The sequence below is a fragment of the Streptomyces sp. JB150 genome, assembly GCF_011193355.1.
In the GTDB taxonomy this organism is placed as follows: domain Bacteria; phylum Actinomycetota; class Actinomycetes; order Streptomycetales; family Streptomycetaceae; genus Streptomyces.
This window is the reverse complement of record NZ_CP049780.1, coordinates 2,976,091-2,994,079: the sequence shown is the minus strand read 5'-3', so window position 1 is coordinate 2,994,079 and position 17,989 is coordinate 2,976,091. Positions and strand designations below refer to the sequence as shown.

Genomic DNA, 17,989 nt, shown 5'->3' with positions numbered 1-17,989 from the left:
CGGGCCGCCCCGCCGGCCGCCAGGTGGACGGCCGGGCCGGGGTCGGCCGCGACGAACTGCGGGGCATGTGAACTCCCTAAGATGAAACGGTCATCGGCGGCCGTCGGTGACGGTGGGCGGACCAGAAGGTTGCGGCACGGTGGCCAGCGGCGTGCGCGGCCGGGCGGCGGCGGCCGACGGCACCGGGTGGCGCTCGGCGAGCGGGATCACCGGCGGGAGCGCCTCCGGACCCTCCCCGAGCAGCACATGCCGCACCACCCGCTCGGCGGCGCGCCCGTCGTCGTACGGGCAGAAACGCTCCCGGAACGCGGTGCGCAGCTGGGTGGAGCGGGAGCCGCGCCAGTGGCCGGTGGCGAAGATGTCGATCAGCTCGTCCTCGCTGCGCGCCAGCGCGCCCGGCGGGAAGGCACGCAGGTCGAAGTAGGTGCCGCGGGACGCCTGGTACGCCGCCCAGTCGTCGTCCGGGCTGTGGATCACGATCGGGCGGTCCAGGTTGGCGTAGTCGAACATGATCGACGAGTAGTCGGTGACCAGGGCGTCCGAGGCCAGGCACAGCTCCTCCACGCTCGGGTGGCCGGTGACGTCCACGACCCGGCCGCCGGTCGCGGCGAGCGGACCGCCGTGGCGGGCGTGCGCGCGGGCCAGCACCATGAAGCGCGGGCCCAGCCGGCGCACCACGCGGTCCAGGTCGAGGGCGGTGCGCTGGGTGCGGCGGTGGTCGCGGTAAGTCGGCGCGTACAGGATCGCCACCGTGCCGTCCGGGATGCCCAGCGCCTCGCGCAGCCGGGTCACGTCCGCCGAGGTCGCCTGCTGGAAGACGTCGTTGCGGGGTGAGCCGTACTCCAGCGTGCGGTAGCGGCCGGGGAAGACGCGCTCCCAGGTCAGGGTGGAGTGGCGGTTCGCGGACAGCACGTAGTCCCACTGGTCCACGCCGCGCAGCAGCCGGGCGAAGTCCGTCTCGCGGGCCGCCGCCGGGCGCTCCTGCAGGTCGAGGCCCATGTGCTTGAGCGGTGTGCCGCGCAGCGTCTGCACGAAGACCTGACCGGGCCGCTTGACCAGCCGGTGACCGAAGTCGGCGTTGCCCACCAGGTACCTGGCGCGGGCCAGCGCCGTCCAGTACGCGGCGGTGCCCGGGGTGAGGCGGCGGGTGCCGGCCGGGACGGTGTGCTGGTGCTCGGGGCGGGCGATCCACGCGGTGCGGATGTGCGGCGCGTGCGCGCGGACCGCGGCCTCCAGCGCGCCCGGGTCGCAGCCGTGGCCGCCGCCCGGGGACACGGCGAACACCGCCCGGTCCGGCTTCAGGGGCAGCCGCAGCTGGACGCGGTAGTGCAGCCCCAGCGCGGCGTCGCGTCCGGCGCGGGCCAGACCCCGGGCCAGCATCCTGGCCCGGCGGCGGACGGCGAGGGCGAGGTGCACGGCGCGGAAGGTGCGGTGCGCGCCGAACCGCACGAACGCGTGGCGCAGCCGGGCGCGCCGTGACACCGGGGCGCCGATGGGGGTACCTCCCCGCTCGGGCGAAGCCGAGAGCTTGGGGGGCCGGTAGCGGCGGTAGTGGGCGCGGGCGCGGCGCAGGAACGCGGCGCGGCTGCGGCGCGGCAGCCGGTCCGGCTTGCGGTACACCAGCATCAGGTGGTCGACCATGCGCCGGAACAGCAGCGGCCGCCACCGGGCGAGTTCCGGCCGCTCCTCCAGATAGGCGAACACCCGGTCGTACTGCTCGAAGATGTCGAAGTGCTTGTCGCTGGTGGTGGACAGGATGTTGCCGCGCCGGCGCTGCCGGTAGTGCACGCAGACCCGGTCGAGGGTGGCGAGGGTCTGCGCCGTCATCATCACCGGGTACGTCCACGGCGTGTCCTCGTAGTAGCCGGGCGGGAAGGCGAAGCCCTCGCGCTCGACGAACTCCCGCCGGTACGCCTTGTTCCAGGCCACCATCAGCAGCCGCAGCAGACCGGGCCGGTCCTCCAGCCGGAACGGGGCCGGGCCCTGCTCGGTGAGCTGGGCCGCGGCCTTGTTGCGGATCGCCTCACCGGTCCAGTAGGTGCGCGCGTAGTCGTAGACCAGGACGTCCGGTTCGCCGGTCTCCTTCAGCCGGTCGGCGATGGCGCGCAGGGCGTCCGGGGTGAGGGTGTCGTCGGAGTCCAGGAAGATCAGGTAGTCGCCGCTCGCCTCGGCCATCCCGGCGTTGCGGGCGGGGCCGAGGCCGCCGTTCTCCGGCAGGTGGACGGCCTTCACCCGCGGGTCACGGGCCGCGAACTCGTCGATGATCCCGCCGCAGGCGTCCGGTGAGCAGTCGTCCACCGCGATCAGTTCGAGATCGGGGTACGACTGCGTGAGCACCGATTCCAGGCACTGGTGCAGGTACGCCTGAACCTGGTACGCGGGGACGATGACACTGAACCTGGGCAAGGGGACATCCAAGGGTCGGCGGGTCTGCTCGGGCGTTCTGCCCGGGAACGGCCCGCGGCGCCCAGGAGTTACGGTCCGTACGGCATGTGGGGGAATCGCGGTGAACGCGCGAGGGCGGGCCGGTGAGACCGGCCCGCCCCGCTGAAATGCCGTATCGCGTCCGCTACTTGACGGCTCCCGCCATCACGCCCGACACGAACTGCCGCTGGAAGGCGAAGAACACCGCCAGCGGCACCACCATCGAGATGAACGCGCCCGGCGCCAGCACGTCGATGTTGTTGCCGAACTGCCGTACCTGCGTCTGCAGCGCGACCGTGATCGGCTGGCTGCCGGCGTCCGTGAACACCAGCGCCACCAGCATGTCGTTCCACACCCACAGGAACTGGAAGATGCCGAGACTGGCGATCGCGGGCCCGCCCAGCGGCATCACCACCCGGGCGAACAGCCGCAGTTCACCCGCCCCGTCGAGACGGGCGGCCTCCAGCAGCTCGCGGGGGATCTCCGCGAAGAAGTTCCGCAGCAGGAACACCGCGAACGGCAGACCGAACCCGACGTGGAAGAGGATCACGCCCAGGATGGAGCCGAACAGCCCGATGTTGCCAAACAGTTCGGCGATCGGGATCAGCGCCACCTGCACCGGCACCACCAGCAGCCCCACCACGGCCAGGAACCACCAGTCGCGCCCCGGGAACTCCATCCACGCGAACGCGTATCCCGCCAGCGCGCCGATCACCACGACCAGCACGGTCGCCGGGACCGTGATCAGCACCGTGTTGACCAGTGAGTCGGTGATGTCGCCGTTCTCCAGCAGCTTCTCGTAGCTGTCGACGGTGAGCTGGGCGGGCTCGGTGAACACCGTCCACCAGCCGCTCTCGTTCATCTCCCGCGGGCTGCGCAGCGAGGACAGCAGCAGCCCGATGGTCGGCACCAGCCAGAACAGGCCCACCACGATCAGGAAGACCCGTACGGCGCCGCCGCTCAGCTTCTCCACCAGCCGGCCACCGAGCGACTGCCGCGGCGGCGCGGACGGCCCGGCCGCCGGCCGCCCGGACAGCTTGGTCGTCGCCGTCATCGCCGTACCTCCCGCCTGAGCCGCCGGACGTTGAACCACATCACCGGGATCACCAGCAGCAGCAGGAACACCGCGATGGCGCTGGCGATGCCCGGCTGGTCCTCGGCGAAGCCCTTGCGGTACAGCTCCAGGGCGAGCACGTTCGCGTCGTCCTGCGAGGAGCCCGGCGCGATGATGAAGACCAGGTCGAACACCTTCAGCACGTTGATCATCAAGGTGACGGTGACGACCGCGAGGACGGGCGCGAGCAGCGGCACGGTGACCCGGCGGAACACCTGCCACTCGTTGGCGCCGTCCACCCGCGCCGCCTCCAGCAGCTCCCGCGGCACCCCGGCCAGACCGGCCGCGATCAGCACCATCGCGAACCCCGCCCACATCCAGATGTACGACCCGATGATGGCGGGCGTGACGAGCGACGGGCCCAGCCAGTCCAGGCCGTTGTACGGCTCCTTGAAGTTGTCGGCGGGCAGCCGCAGCAGCGCCCCCTCGGCGGAGGCGGGCAGCGTGAACGTGCCGTCGGCGGCGGCCGTCGCCGAGGCGACCACCTCGCCGTCCTTCACCGCCTCGATCCGCATCCCGGCGTAGCCGGTCTCGGACGCGTCGGGCGCGTTCAGGGCGCCCACGCCCTTGCCGCGGGTGAAGTCCTGCCAGGTGGTGCCGGTGATCTTCCCCGGTTCCGCCTGCGGCTTCGCGGCCGGCTTCGCGTCGTCCGGCATCAGGTCCGGCGCCACACCCACCAGGGGCAGCGACACCGGCTCACCCGCGCGGACCGCCTCCTTGGTGACGAACGCGCCCCCGCCCGCCGGCCGCAGCGGCGACTCCCGCCCCGGGTGGGCGTTCGGGAACGCCGACGACTGGGCGAACGTGTCGTGCACGCCCACCCACACGGCGTTCGCGACGCCCTTGTCCGGGTCCTGGTCGTACACCAGCCGGAAGATGATGCCCGCCGCCAGCATCGAGATGGCCATCGGCATGAAGACGACCAGCTTGAACGCGGTGCCCCAGCGCACGCGTTCGGTGAGCACCGCGAAGATCAGCCCGAGCGCCGTCGCCACGGTCGGCGCGAACACCACCCAGATGACGTTGTTCTTCAGCGCGGTGCGGATGCCGTCGTCGGTGAACAGGGCCTGGTAGTTGTCGAATCCGGCGAAGCCGTCGCCGGACTGGTCGTAGAAGCTGCGGACGACCGAGTACCCGATCGGGTAGACCACGAGCGCGCCGAGCAGCACCAGCGCGGGCAGCAGGAACAGCGCCGCGATGGTGGTGCGGGTGCCGGTCACGCTCTTGCGCTTGCCAGGGGCGGCGGGGGCCCCGGGGACCCCCGCCGACGGTGCCGGCGACGTCATCGCCGGCTCAGTTCCCGTACGCCGCGGCCGCGTCGGCCTCCAGCTTGCGCTGGGCGCCCGCGACGTCCTTCGGGTTCTTCAGGAAGTCCTGCAACGCCTTCCACTCGCCCTTGCCGGGCGTGCCGCCGAAGGCCTGCGGGGCCTGGTCGGACATGTCGAAGCGGAAGTCGTCACCGGCCGCGATCAGCGACTTGGCCATCTCCTGCTGCACCGCGTTCGGATAGGCCTTCGGGTCGACGTTCTTGTTCGGCGACAGGTAGCCGCCGAGCTTCGCCTGGATGGTCGCCGCGTCCGGGGAGGCCAGGAAGGTCGCCAGCGCCTGCGCGGCCTTGGAGTCCTCCAGGATCACCGCCGCGTCGCCGCCCGAGACGACGGGCGCGGTGTCACCGACGGCGGGGAAGGGGAAAACCTTCGCGTCGGTGCCGACCTTCGCCTCCGTCTCGGCGATGTTGACCTGCACGAAGTCACCCTCGTACACCATGCCCGCCTTGGGCTGGTCGCCGCCGGTGAAGGTCTGGGTGACGGACGCCGGGAACTCGGTCTGCAGCGCGCCGCTCGCGCCGCCCGCCAGGTACTCCTGCTTGCCCCAGATCTGCGCGAGCGTGGTCAGCGCCTCCTTCACGGAGGGGTCCGTCCACTTGATCTCGTGCTCGGCCAGCTGGTCGTACTTCTCCGGGCCCGCCTGCGAGAGGTACACGTTCTCGAACCAGTCGGTCAGCGTCCAGCCGTCGGCGCCGCCGACGGAGAACGGGGTGACACCCGAGTCGTAGATGGTCTGCGCGGTGGTCAGCAGTTCGTCCCAGGTCCCCGGCTCCTGCGCGCCCGCGTTCTCGAAGACCTGCGTGTTGTACCAGATCAGAGACTTGTTGGCGGCCTTGTAGTAGACGCCGTACTGCTTGCCGTCGACCTGGCCGATCTCCTGCCAGCCCGGCGAGAAGTTCTTCTCCAGCTCCGCCTGCGCCTCCGCGCCCAGCGGCTTCGCCCAGCCCTTGTCCACGGCCTGCTTGATCGCGCCGGGCTGCGGCAGCATCGCGATGTCCGGCGGCTGACCGCCGGCGATCTTCGAGCCGAGGAAGTTGATGATCGGGTCCTGCGCGGGGACGAAGGTGACCTTCGCGCCCGTGCGCTTCTCGAACTCCGCGAGCACCTTCTTGAAATTGGCCTGCTCCGGGCCGGTCCAGACGGCGGCGACCTCCAGGGACTCGCCGTCGAGCTTGGGGAGTTTGACAGTGGCGGTGGTCTTCGTGGCGTCGCCCCCGCCCTCGGTCGGGCTGTCCTTCTCGTCCTCGCCGCCACACGCGGTGAGCGTGAGCGCTCCCGCGAGCAGGGCCGCGGCGATCCGCGCCGCCCTGCGTGTCGTCGTCCGGCTGGTGCTGCTCTCGCTGTGCATCACGGCCCCGTTCTTCGTTCCTCGTCGAACGTCCAGCACTGATCCGTATGCTCTGTGAGCACTGGTCTACGCCGCGTCAACGAGGTCGGCAAGGGCGCGAACCCTGTAAAGGGGGTGATCGTGACCGCGCTGTGACTCGGGCGGGTGCGGGTGTGGGCGCGGCCGGGTGCGGCCGGGCGCGGGGTGGCTTGGGCGGCGGGGGCGCGCCGGGGCGCGGCGGGGCGTGCGGGGGCGTGCCGCCGCTTGGGCGTACCCGGGGTGAGGCGTGCCGACGTCTGGCGGACCGGTGGCGGGGTGTGTCGCCGTCCGGGCGGACCGGGGGGCGCCGGCACGGTGGGCCGTCACAGCAGGGACGGCACCTCCGACGCCGACACCTCCCGGGCCGCCCGCTCCAGCGCGCTCGCCAGCAGCGCCAGGTCCGTCGGCCCGTTGCCCAGCTCGCGTACCGGGCGGCGGGCCGGCGGGTCGCCCATGCGGTGCCAGTCCAGCGGCACGACCGTCGGCCGCAGGGTCGCCGTGCGCGGGATCCGCCCCGTGACCCGGCCGCCCTGGAACGGCGTGACCTTCCCGTCCGCGCCGGTCAGCCGCCCGCGCCCCGGCGCCGGCTCGTCCGGGCCCGCCGCCGGCGCGTCCAGCACGATCCGCAGCCGCGCCCGCCGCGACGCCTCCGACTCGGCCGTACGATCGCCCGGGCCGGCCGCCGCCACGAGGTGCACCCCCAGCCGCTCGCCCTCGCGGGCCACCGCCTCCAGGGCCCGTACGACCGACCCGGCCGCGGGGCGTCCCGGCGAGCCGAGCGGGGGCGCAACCAGCGCGTCGAGATCGTCCACGACCACCACGAGCCGCGGCAGCGGCGGCGCGACGTCCGCCGTGCGGCGGGCCGCGCTCGGGCGCAGGCGCAGGGTGGAACTGGGCGGGGTGTCGAGGTCGGCGGCGCCGGTGGTGCCGGGGGCCGTGCCGTGGCCGGGGGCCTGCGGCGGGGTTTGTGCCGGAATGCGGGCCGCGCTCTGTCCCGAGGAGTGTTCCGCTGCCGGTCCCGTGCCGTGAGCCGTGCCCAGGCCCGGTTTCGGTCCGGGCTGCCGGCCCGGTGCCTGGCCCGCCGGCCGGCCCGCCCGCTGGGCGACCATCCGGCCCGCCAGCTCACGGCCGGTGTGCCACTCGGTGAAGTCCGACCGGCCCAGCAGTTCGGCCCGCCGCTTCAGCTCGGCGCTCAGCGACTGCGCGAACTCGCGCATGCGCACCGGGTCGTTGGCGGTGAGGTGGGTGGTGACGTGCGGTACGTCCGTACAGACGCGCAGCCCGTCGCCGTGCGCGGTGCCCGTGCCCACGGTGTCCCGGCCGTCCATCAGGACGATGCCCAGCCGGTCGGGGCGCTCGGCGGCGGCCAGCGAGGCGACGATCGCCCGCAGCAGCTCCGTACGCCCGCTGCCCGCCGGGCCCTCGATCAGCAGGTGCGGGCCGTCCGCCGCCAGGTCCGCGCACGCCGGCCCGCGCGGACCGGCGCCGAGCACCGCCCACGCCCGTCCGCCGAGCGCGCGCGTGTCGTCGGCCGCGTCCGCCCAGCGGGCCATCAGCGACGCCGGGGTGGCCCGGGCGAGGCCCAGCTCGTCCAGCAGTCGGGCCGACTGCGGCAGCGGGGCGGACACCCGCGCCTGCCGCTCGCCGCCGGTGCCGTCCGGGCGCAGCGGGGCCAGCGCCCGCGCGAACCGTTCCGCCCAGGCCGGGGAGACGGCGTCGACGGTGGCCACCGTGCCGTGCCCGACCGGCCCCGCCGGGGCCACCCGCAGCAGCCGCAGCGCCGTGGCCACGTCACCGCTGAGCAACGCCACCGCGCCGCACCGGCGGAACACCGGCACCGCCGCGCAGGCCGCCTCGTACGTCTCCGTCACCGGCGACGCGGGCGACGCGGGGGCCGTCTCCGCGAGGCACACCACATGGATGCCGGCCCGCGGTCCCTCCGCCGCCAGCCGCGCGAGCGCGTCCCGCAGCCCGGCGCTTCCCGGATCGCCGTCCACGACGACGACCGTGTACGACCCCGGAGAGCCCGCCTCGGAGCCGCCGTGCCGCGCCCAGGAGGGCCGCCGCTGCGGATCAGGGACGGTGCGGGGGGCGGTGGGAGCGGGGTGCGCCGCCGCGGGGCCCTGGTCGGCGGGGCCCTGGACAGCGGGAGCTGCGGGGGCTGCCGCCTGGGCGGGAAGGGCTCCGGCCGGAAGGCAGCCGCGCGCGGCTGCGGCGGGCTCGGCGCCGGCGGGTACGGCGGGGTGCCGTGGGCCGGCTGCCGGGGCGGCTCCGCCGGGGGACGCGTAGGGCGAGCCGCTGCCCGGGCGGGGCGTGCCGCCCGGCAGACCTTGCGCTCCCGCGCGGGGGGAGCCCGGGACTCCCTGTGCCGCCGCGCGGGGGTCGCCTGCCGGGGCGGGCACCGCCGCGTGGGTGCCCGTCGAGCCATGGGTGGTCCCGTGGCCGCCACCCCTCGGTCCGTGCCCGGCCGGTGCCGCGCCGGCCGCGCCGGGCCGGCCGGGGGCCGCCGCGGCGCCGTCCGTGTCGGCGGGTGCCTCGGCACGCGGCCGGTCGGCCGGTCCGGGCTTGCCCGCTGCCGGGTACGGCGTACGGCCGCCGCCCGTGAGGTGGTGGCCGGGGAGGGCCTGCGGGCCGTCGGCAGGAGCCGCGCCCGCGGGTGCCGGGTACGCCTGACCGGTGCCCGCGCGGGTGGCGCCCGTCGGGCCGGACGGCAGTGCGCTTTGGGCCTCGGTGTCCGTCTCCGCAGGCAGCAGGCCGCTGTCCGCGTGACCCGCCGCCGTCCCCGGTTCCCGCGCCGCCGTGCCCTGGCCGGTGTCGGCCGGCGTCCGTGCAGGCGTGGCGTCGGCTGCCGGCGCCGGGAGCACGGACGTGAGGTGGTCGTCCAGGCGGCGCAGCAGTTCGTCGGTGCGGGTCGCCGCCTGCTCGCGGTCGTAGGCGAGGAGGAGGCGGCAGTCCTGGCCGTGGCCGGGGCGGACGTGGGGCAGCCAGCCCAGCCAGGACCACTCGGCGGTGCGGTCGGCCACCGAGCGCGAGTGATCCGTGCTGATGAGGACGATCTCGAGGGTCGTGGGGGAGTGCAGCGCGGCCAGCTGTGCCAGCACCGCGCGGGCCACCCCGGCGAGCCGCGGGCGCGGTCCGGCCAGGCCGAGCGCGCCCGCCTCGCGCAGATCCGCGGTCACGGGCACGGCGGGCAGCAGTTCGGAGCCGTCGGGCGCCGCGCGGTCGGCCGTACCGAGCCGTACCGTCAGCGCCTCCGGATGCCCGGGCCCGCGCTCCCACAGCCGGGGGCCGGGGCCGAGAGCGGTCAGCAGCAGGGCGGCCGGATCCGGCCAGGTCTCCGGCAGCCGGGGACCGGCCGCCGGGGCGGGCAGCGGGGCACCGCCCGCGTCGTCGTACGCCGTCGGGCCGTCCGTCGCCGCAGGCTCGCCGCGCCCGCCGGTGAGCCGGCGCGCCCACGCGCCGATACCGCCGCGCCGGCGCCCGGCCTGCGGCGACCGCTGCGCGTCCGCGTCGTGGGGCTGCCCGTCGGAGTGGGCGGCCGGTGCGCCCGCGAGGCCGGGCACGCCCTGCCGTCCGCCGTGCGTGGTGCCGTCGCCGAGCGGCGGCTGAGCGGTCGCGGGCGGCACGAGCGGGGCGGCCGGGGAGCCGGGCGCACGGCCGGGGCGTCCGCCCGGGACCGCCTCGGCGGCTCGCGGTGCCCGCCCGCCGTCCTCCTGGTCCGTCCGCACGCTCTGCGGGGTCCGTGCGTTCCCGGCCGTCCCCGCGCGGTCCGGGGCCGGTCCGCCCTGGGCGGTGCCCTCGCCCCGTTCCTCCCGGGGCGCCGCGCCCTGGCCCGGTACGACCGGGGGGCGTACGGGCGGCCCGGCGGGGGCGTGGTCCTGCGCGGCCGCCGGGCCGGGGCCGGGGCGCTGCCCGGCGACCGGGGCGGGGGCGTCCGCGCGGGTGTGGCTCTCCGGGGCCTGCGGCAGGCCGGCCGACGGGGCCACGGACGCCGGCATGGGCACGGACACGGGCGCCACGCGCACGTGCCCCTCCCCGTCCGGTGCCGTGGCGAGCCGGCCCCCCGGCCCGCCGGCGGGGGCGAGACGCAGGGCGGACTCGCCGAGGCGCAGCAGCGCGCCCGGCGTGAACCGCACCGGGCGGGCGCCCACGCGCGTGCCGTCGAGGGTGGTGCCGTTGGTGGAGCCCAGGTCGGCGACGGTGACGCGGCCGTCGGGGGAGAGCGTCACCGCGCAGTGCAGGCGGGAGACGTCCGGGTCGTCGAGCGGGACGTCGGCGGCGGCGGAACGGCCGATCTCGATCCGGCCGCCGTGCAGCAGGTGGACCCCGCCCGCGTCGGGCCCCGCGACCACGTCGAGCCGGGCCGGGGCGTCCTCCACCTCGGGGTGCGGTTCGGGGTCGGCGGGCGCGCCCAGGGAGAGCACGGCGCCGTCCAGCAGCGGGGGCTCGCCGAGGGTGCAGCGGCGGTCGTCGAGGCGCTCCGCACCGGCGTACAGCACCACGGGGCCCGGCTGCGCGGCGTCGCCGGTGACCGCCGAGGCCAGCGCCGAGGCGACCGCCGAGAGGGCGGTGCCGGCGGGCGCGGTGACCAGCACGTCGCGGCTCGCGGCGCGGCCACGCGCCTCAGCCGAGGGCGGGCCCAGCGGGTCTACGACGGTCAGCCGGATCTGCATCGCCGTCAGCGGTCCCTTCTGCGCGGGCGCGGAGGGTCCCCCCACCCCACACGAGCACGTCGGCCAGTAACTCCCCGCATCCTCGCACCTGTCACCGACAACACGCCCGCCGCTCCGGGACAAGTGATCTTGATTGGTCGGCTCTGCCCGCAAAAGTGCCTGACCGCGACGGGGGTGGCGATCACTTGAGATCGGTCACGTCCGCTTTCGGCAACCTGGCGACCGAGGTGAGCGTCTTTCCTCCACAACGTGTGCCGAACGTGTACGGGACCGGCGGCGCAGCAGCCACGGCCAGTGCCACGGGTACCGCCACACCAGGGCCACAGGAAGACGACAGCCCGGCTGTCGCACCTCGGCACTACAGTGGTGCGGAACGAGACACGGACAGACACACAGGCAAGGCAAGCAGCTAGGGAGCGCGTGACGTGCGGCCAGTCGGCAGCAAGTACCTGCTCGAGGAGCCGCTCGGACGCGGCGCCACGGGCACCGTCTGGCGAGCCCGCCAGCGGGAGACCGCGGGCGCCGAGGCGGCCGTGCCCGGACAGCCCGGCGAGACCGTCGCCATCAAGGTCCTCAAGGAGGAGCTGGCGAACGACCCGGATGTCGTGATGCGGTTCCTGCGGGAGCGCTCGGTGCTGCTCCGCCTGACCCATCCCAACATCGTCCGGGTGCGCGACCTGGTCGTCGAGGGCGATCTGCTCGCCCTGGTCATGGACCTCGTCGACGGCCCCGACCTGCACCGCTACCTGCGCGAGAACGGCCCGTTCACGCCGGTCGCCGCGTCCCTGCTCACCGCCCAGATCGCCGACGCCCTCGCCGCCAGCCACGCCGACGGCGTGGTGCACCGCGACCTGAAGCCGGCGAACGTCCTGCTGAGGCAGGACGGCGACCGGATGCACCCGATGCTGACTGACTTCGGCATCGCCCGGCTGGCCGACTCGCCCGGCCTCACTCGCACCAGCGAGTTCGTCGGCACGCCCGCGTACGTGGCGCCGGAGTCCGCAGAAGGCCGCCCGCAGACCTCCGCGGTGGACGTCTACGGCGCGGGCATCCTCCTGTACGAGCTGGTCACCGGCCGCCCCCCGTTCGCCGGCAGCTCCGCCCTGGAGGTGCTGCACCAGCACCTGAGCGCCGAACCGCGCCGCCCCTCCACCGTCCCCGAACCGCTGTGGACGGTCATAGAGCGCTGCCTGCGCAAGAACCCCGACGAGCGCCCCAGCGCCGAGAACCTCGCGCGCGGCCTGCGGGTCGTCGCCGAGGGCGTCGGCGTGCACGCGAACTCCGCGCAGATCGCCGCCGCCGAGAACGTCGGCGCGCTGCTCGCCCCCGACCCGGCCCCCACGGCGGTGCCCGGCACCCCGGGCGCGGCCGACCCCACCCAGGTGCTCCCGCACGGCTCCGCGCCCGGCGCCTACGACCCGAACGCCGCGACCAGCGTGCTCCCGCACACCGGGGGCCCGGTCGGCGCCGCCGACCCCACCGCCGTCCTGCCGCACACCGGCGCCGCCGACCCCACCGCCGTCCTGCCGCACACCGGCGCCGCCGACCCGACGGCCGTCATGCCGCCGGTGCCCCCGCACCAGGCGGGACAGGGTCAGGACCCCGGCGGACAGGGCGGCGAGCATCCCTGGCAGACCCAGCTGCGCGCCGCGCGGGACCGCAACGAGCAGACGCAGGTCCAGTACCTCGACCCCAGCGAGGACCCGCTGCGCCGCCGCCCCCAGCGGCAGGTCGCCCGCCCGCAGCAGCAGCCGCAGCGCCCGCAACCCGGCCCCCAGCAGGGCCCGCAGCCCGGCTACGGCTACCCCCAGCAGCAGCACCAGCAACAGCAGCCGCAGCCGTACACGCCGCGCCGTACCCCTCAGCCCCAGCAGCCCCCCCAGCCGCAGCAGCCGCAGCGGTACGCCCCGCCCGCCCCGCCGGAGCCGCAGCGCCCCGCGCGGGAGCCGCGCCCGCCGCGTCAGCGCAGCGCCAACCCGATGCGCATCCCCGGCCTGGGCTGTCTGAAGGGCTGCCTGTTCACGATCGTCGTCCTGTTCGTGGCCGGCTGGCTGATCTGGGAGCTGAGCCCGCTGCAGGACTGGATCGGCACCGGCAAGGGCTACTGGGACCAGCTCACCGACTGGGTCGGCTCGGTGGCCGACTGGGTCGGCGACCTCGTCGGCTCCGGCTCCGGATCCGGCACCGGGACCGGCTCCGGTCAGTGACCGGCCCGGCGAAGCCGGTGACGAGCCTGCCGATTTGTCGACACCCGGGGGGTGATTTCCGGCTCCACGGTGAAGGCCGGTCCCCCGGACGCGTAGTTTTAGCGACAACACGCGTCTGTAGGAGCAGTCTTGGCACGGAAGATCGGCAGCCGGTACACCGCGAACCAGATCCTGGGACGGGGCAGCGCCGGCACGGTGTGGCTCGGCGAGGGGCCCGAGGGCCCCGTCGCGATCAAGCTGCTGCGCGAGGATCTGGCGTCCGACCAGGAACTCGTCGGACGCTTCGTCCAGGAGCGGACGGCCCTGCTCGGGCTCGACCACCCGAACGTCGTCTCCGTCCGTGACCTGGTGGTCGACGGCAACGACCTCGCCCTGGTCATGGACCTCGTCCGCGGCACCGACCTGCGCACCCGGCTGGAGCGGGAACGGCGGCTCGCCCCCGAGGCGGCCGTCGCGATCGTCGCCGACGTGGCGGACGGCCTCGCGGCGGCCCACGCGGCCGGGGTCGTGCACCGCGACGTCAAGCCGGAGAACATCCTGCTGGACATGCAGAGCCCGCTCGGACCGGGCGGCGCGCACCGCGCCCTGCTCACCGACTTCGGCGTCGCCAAGCTGATCGACACCCCGCAGCGCACCCGCGCCACCAAGGTCATCGGCACCCCCGACTACCTGGCCCCCGAGATCGTCGAGGGCCTGCCCCCGCGCGCGTCCGTCGACATCTACGCCCTCGCCACCGTCCTCTACGAGCTGCTGGCCGGCTTCACCCCGTTCGGCGGCGGCCATCCGGGCGCGGTGCTGCGCCGCCACGTCACCGAGACCGTGGTCCCGCTCCCCGGCATCCCCGAGGAGCTGTGGCAGCTGATCGTGCAGTGCCTCGCCAAGGCCCCCGCCTCCCGGCTGCGCGCCTCCGAGCTGGCCGCCCGGCTGCGCGAGCAGCTGCCGACCCTGGCCGGGATGCCGCCGCTGGACGTGGACGAGCCGGACGTCGACGCCGCCGAGCCCGCCGAGGAGGCCCCCGCTCCCGCGCCGGGCGCTCCCAGGCCTCCCGCCCGGCAGCGCCGCGGCGCGGTCTCCCTGGTCCCCGGCGCCTCTCCCGACTCCAACCGGGACACCCACACCTCCATGCGGGTCCCCGCCCCCGACGAGCTGGCGGGCGGCGCCCACGGCACCGCTCGCGCCCCCCGCGCCGCCGGAGCCCCCCGCCCCGGCTCCGCCCGCAACCGCGCCGCCACCCGCCGGCGCCGCCTCACCCTGGGCGCCGCCGCCGTGGCCCTCGCCGCCGCCATCGGCACCGGCACCTGGCTCGCCACCTCGGACGACGAGCCGGGCGGAACCCCACAGGACACGAAGAACTCGGCTCCGGAGATGCCGTAGCGGCCACATCCGGACCGGGGCTCGTGAAAAGCAGCCCGTCCGGCGTTTGAGGACGAGGCCCGTTCAGGGCCGAAGCGGGGGTCTGGGGGCGGCAGCCCCCAGCGAGGCCCGCACCGACGCCGGGTACGTCACAACCGGCCTCAGCCACGGCACTGGCAAACCGGCGGAGCCGTTACGCTGGGAGCGTGGCAGTCGTCGATGTATCCGAAGAGCTCAAGTCCCTCTCCTCGACCATGGAGTCGATCGAGGCCGTTCTGGACCTCGACAAGATGAGGGCAGACATCGCCGTGCTCGAGGAGCAGGCGGCCGCGCCGTCCCTGTGGGACAACCCGGACGAGGCGCAGAAGATCACCAGCAAGCTCTCCCACCTCCAGGCGGAGGTGAGGAAGGCCGAAGCCCTGCGCTCGCGGATCGACGATCTCGCCGTGCTCTTCGAGATGGCCGAGGAGGAGGACGACCCGGACACCCGTGCCGAGGCCGAGTCCGAGCTGGCCGCCGTCAAGAAGGCGCTGGACGAGATGGAGGTGCGCACGCTCCTGTCCGGCGAGTACGACTCCCGTGAGGCGCTCGTCAACATCCGCGCCGAGGCGGGCGGCGTCGACGCCGCCGACTTCGCCGAGAAGCTCCAGCGGATGTACCTGCGCTGGGCCGAGCAGCGCGGCTACAAGACGGAGCTGATCGAGACGTCGTACGCCGAAGAGGCCGGCATCAAGTCGACCACCTTCGCCGTGCAGGCGCCGTACGCCTACGGCACCCTCTCCGTCGAGCAGGGCACCCACCGCCTGGTGCGCATCTCGCCGTTCGACAACCAGGGCCGGCGCCAGACCTCCTTCGCCGGTGTCGAGGTGCTGCCGGTCGTCGAGCAGTCCGACCACGTCGACATCGACGAGTCGGACCTGCGCATCGACGTCTACCGGTCCTCCGGCCCCGGCGGCCAGGGCGTGAACACCACCGACTCCGCGGTGCGCATCACGCACATCCCGACCGGCATCGTCGTCTCCTGCCAGAACGAGCGGTCGCAGATCCAGAACAAGGCCACCGCGATGAACGTCCTCCAGGCCAAGCTGCTGGAGCGGCGCCGCCAGGAGGAGCAGGCCAAGATGGACGCCCTCAAGGGCGACGGCGGCAACTCCTGGGGCAACCAGATGCGTTCGTACGTCCTGCACCCGTACCAGATGGTCAAGGACCTGCGCACGGAGTACGAGGTCGGCAACCCGGAGGCCGTGTTCAACGGCGAGATCGACGGCTTCCTGGAGGCCGGAATTCGCTGGCGCAAGCAGCAGGAGAAGTAAGCTTGTCGACAAAGTCAACCGCCCCTGGTTCAGGGGCGGTTGTCGTTTGTCCGGGTTTTACATCACACTCACAGCTGCCATCCCCGGCAAAGCGCGGTACAAGCGGACATTGCGTACGCAACGGCCTTGACGTTGCTGTGAAAACTCGGAAGGGTTGAGCGCGGCATGCGTATCTCTGGGGCGCATGTGAACCGGGGGGCTTCATCACAGCTATCTCCGTCGATCACGGCCCCGAGCGCCGCCTCACTGACGATCAGCTACTGGGGGTAGCAACCACATGACCAACAAGACGCGGATCCGTGTCGCGCGCATAGTGGCGGGCGCCGTGATCGCGGCCGGTGCCTCGCTGACCGCCGCGGGTGCCGCTTCCGCCGCCGAGTCGGACGACTGCGGCTTCCTCGGGATCGGGTGCGAGACGCCGAGCCCCGACCCGGAGCCGACCCCGACGACGGACCCGGTCCCGACCGAGGTGCCCACCGAGCTGCCTCCGACGGAGGAGCCGCCCACCGAGGAGCCGCCGACCGAGGAGCCTCCGACGGAGGAGCCGCCGACCGACCCGACCGAGGAGCCCACCGAGCCGGAGGACCCGGTCGAGCCGGGCAACCCCGGCAACCCGGGAAACCCCGGTGACGGCAACGGCAACGGTGGCGGGAACGGCAACGGTGGCGGGAACGGCGGCGGCAACAACGCCAACCCCGACGGCGGCTCCAACGACTCCGCCCAGGGCGCCGGCTCCTCGGCCCTGACCGACACCGGCTCCGACACCCCGGCCGACACCACCGCCCAGGGCGGCGGTGAGGAACTCGCCGAGACCGGTGCCGCGCAGACCACGTTCCTGCTGGTCGGCGCCGCGACGATGATCGCCGGTGGGATCGGCTTCCGTGTGCTGCCGCGCCTCGTGGGCGGCCGCGGCGGTGCGGCTGCCTGATCGGGCGGCCTGCCGTAGCGGACGGTAGTCGAAAGGGCCCGGAGCTGGTGCTCCGGGCCCTTTCGCGTCGTCACGCCGTCTGGTGTGCCAGCAGTGCCAGCGCGGCGATCAGCACCGCCAGCAGGGCGATCAGTGTCATGGGATTCAGGGCCGACAGCGGGTTCTCCTGCTGGAGCCGCTCACGGCTGGCCCGGCACACGGGGCAGCGGCCCTCGCTGACGGGCGCGGCACAGTTCGCGCACACCAGCCGGTCGTACGTCATGTGCTCGCCCTCCTCGTGCCGGTTCTCTCCTCAAGAACGCTCGCGGGTGCGCGAACGTTCCCCCTCCACTGTGCCAGGTTCCTCCGGAGGGTGCGCGGGGCCCATCGAGACGGGTGGTTCCCGCCGACGCGGCGCTGCGGACCGCAGGGCATTCTCGCGCAGTTCCCCGCACCCCTGAGCAAGTGCGCTCACCGCTCGCGGAACAAAAGCGCACAACCCGCGCGCAACCCCTACCGGTGCCTGCGGTCACCTGCCCGCTTCGCGTATGGTCACGCTCATCTACCCCCGGCGACCCGTGGTGCATCCGTGATCCGATTCGACAATGTCTCCAAGGTCTACCCCAAGCAGACCCGCCCGGCCCTCAGGGACGTCTCCCTGGAGGTCGAGAAGGGCGAGTTCGTGTTCCTCGTGGGGTCCTCCGGCTCCGGAAAGTCCACCTTCCTGCGGCTGATCCTCCGCGAGGAGCGGGCCAGCCAGGGACAGGTGCACGTCCTGGGCAAGGACCTCGCCCGCCTCTCCAACTGGAAGGTGCCGCACATGCGCCGCCAGCTGGGGACGGTCTTCCAGGACTTCCGGCTGCTGCCGAACAAGACCGTCGCCGAGAACGTGGCCTTCGCCCAGGAGGTCATCGGCAAGTCCCGCGGCGAGATCCGCAAGTCCGTGCCGCAGGTGCTCGAGCTGGTCGGCCTCGGCGGCAAGGAGGACCGGATGCCGGGCGAGCTGTCCGGCGGTGAGCAGCAGCGCGTCGCCATCGCGCGGGCCTTCGTCAACCGGCCCAAACTGCTGATCGCCGACGAGCCCACCGGCAACCTCGACCCGCAGACCTCCGTCGGCATCATGAAACTGCTCGACCGGATCAACCGCACCGGTACGACCGTCGTGATGGCCACGCACGACCAGAACATCGTGGACCAGATGCGCAAGCGCGTCATCGAGCTGGAGAAGGGCCGCCTCGTCCGCGACCAGGCCCGCGGCGTCTACGGCTACCAGCACTGAGATCCACGACGGAAAGGCACAACCA

The 17,989-nt window shown here is 74.2% G+C and carries 11 protein-coding genes; 5 read left to right on the top strand and 6 right to left on the bottom strand.

The genetic code is table 11. The features are described from left to right. Positions 1-90 precede the first annotated feature (90 nt). The 5 genes from G7Z13_RS14085 to G7Z13_RS14065 form a co-directional block, all read right to left on the bottom strand. Positions 91-2,406 (bottom strand): bifunctional glycosyltransferase family 2 protein/CDP-glycerol:glycerophosphate glycerophosphotransferase, encoded by a 2,316-nt coding sequence (locus G7Z13_RS14085; RefSeq protein ID WP_165999282.1) that lies wholly within the window; start codon positions 2,404-2,406, stop codon positions 91-93. 163 nt (positions 2,407-2,569) lie between these two features. Next, the gene (locus G7Z13_RS14080; RefSeq protein ID WP_165999280.1) at positions 2,570-3,478 is read right to left on the bottom strand and encodes a carbohydrate ABC transporter permease; all 909 of its coding nucleotides are present in this window, start codon (positions 3,476-3,478) and stop codon (positions 2,570-2,572) included. Next, on the bottom strand, positions 3,475-4,758 hold the full coding sequence (locus G7Z13_RS14075; RefSeq protein ID WP_166004936.1) for a sugar ABC transporter permease: 1,284 nt from the start codon (positions 4,756-4,758) through the stop codon (positions 3,475-3,477). Before G7Z13_RS14075 ends, G7Z13_RS14080 begins: the two co-directional genes overlap by 4 nt. A gap of 73 nt (positions 4,759-4,831) precedes the next feature. Further along, positions 4,832-6,214, bottom strand: a complete 1,383-nt coding sequence (locus G7Z13_RS14070; RefSeq protein WP_165999278.1) for an ABC transporter substrate-binding protein — start codon at positions 6,212-6,214, stop codon at positions 4,832-4,834. 341 nt (positions 6,215-6,555) lie between these two features. Continuing rightward, positions 6,556-10,905 carry an FHA domain-containing protein gene (locus tag G7Z13_RS14065; protein WP_165999276.1) on the bottom strand — a complete coding sequence of 1,450 codons (4,350 nt, stop codon included), beginning with the start codon at positions 10,903-10,905 and terminating at the stop codon, positions 6,556-6,558. 425 nt (positions 10,906-11,330) lie between these two features. On the opposite strand from G7Z13_RS14065, the gene G7Z13_RS14060 reads away from it, so the two are divergent. The 4 genes from G7Z13_RS14060 to G7Z13_RS14045 all read left to right on the top strand — a co-directional run bounded on the left by G7Z13_RS14060 (position 11,331) and on the right by G7Z13_RS14045 (position 16,706). After that, positions 11,331-13,112: a serine/threonine-protein kinase gene (locus tag G7Z13_RS14060; RefSeq protein ID WP_165999273.1), complete on the top strand. Its 1,782-nt coding sequence runs from the start codon at positions 11,331-11,333 to the stop codon at positions 13,110-13,112. Positions 13,113-13,241: 129 nt separating this feature from the next. Further along, positions 13,242-14,486: a serine/threonine-protein kinase gene (locus G7Z13_RS14055; RefSeq protein ID WP_165999272.1), complete on the top strand. Its 1,245-nt coding sequence runs from the start codon at positions 13,242-13,244 to the stop codon at positions 14,484-14,486. 185 nt (positions 14,487-14,671) lie between these two features. After that, the gene (gene prfB / locus G7Z13_RS14050) at positions 14,672-15,778 is read left to right on the top strand and encodes a peptide chain release factor 2 (RefSeq protein ID WP_165999270.1); all 1,107 of its coding nucleotides are present in this window, start codon (positions 14,672-14,674) and stop codon (positions 15,776-15,778) included. Positions 15,779-16,055: 277 nt separating this feature from the next. Further along, positions 16,056-16,706: a hypothetical protein gene (locus tag G7Z13_RS14045; protein WP_165999268.1), complete on the top strand. Its 651-nt coding sequence runs from the start codon at positions 16,056-16,058 to the stop codon at positions 16,704-16,706. A 70-nt stretch (positions 16,707-16,776) separates the two neighbouring features. On the opposite strand, the gene G7Z13_RS14040 is transcribed toward G7Z13_RS14045, so the two are convergent. After that, positions 16,777-16,968: a hypothetical protein gene (locus G7Z13_RS14040; protein ID WP_165999266.1), complete on the bottom strand. Its 192-nt coding sequence runs from the start codon at positions 16,966-16,968 to the stop codon at positions 16,777-16,779. 306 nt (positions 16,969-17,274) lie between these two features. On the opposite strand from G7Z13_RS14040, the gene ftsE reads away from it, so the two are divergent. Continuing rightward, the gene (gene ftsE / locus G7Z13_RS14035; protein ID WP_165999264.1) at positions 17,275-17,964 is read left to right on the top strand and encodes a cell division ATP-binding protein FtsE; all 690 of its coding nucleotides are present in this window, start codon (positions 17,275-17,277) and stop codon (positions 17,962-17,964) included. The last annotated feature ends 25 nt before the right edge of the window (positions 17,965-17,989 follow it).

Coding starts and splice junctions, on each gene's coding strand:
- G7Z13_RS14080 (WP_165999280.1), bottom strand. CDS start 3,478: ATGACGGCGACGACCAAGCTGTCCGGGCGGCCGGCGGCCGGGCCGTCC.
- G7Z13_RS14040 (WP_165999266.1), bottom strand. CDS start 16,968: ATGACGTACGACCGGCTGGTGTGCGCGAACTGTGCCGCGCCCGTCAGC.
- G7Z13_RS14045 (WP_165999268.1), top strand. CDS start 16,056: ATGACCAACAAGACGCGGATCCGTGTCGCGCGCATAGTGGCGGGCGCC.
- G7Z13_RS14065 (WP_165999276.1), bottom strand. CDS start 10,905: ATGCAGATCCGGCTGACCGTCGTAGACCCGCTGGGCCCGCCCTCGGCT.
- G7Z13_RS14070 (WP_165999278.1), bottom strand. CDS start 6,214: ATGCACAGCGAGAGCAGCACCAGCCGGACGACGACACGCAGGGCGGCG.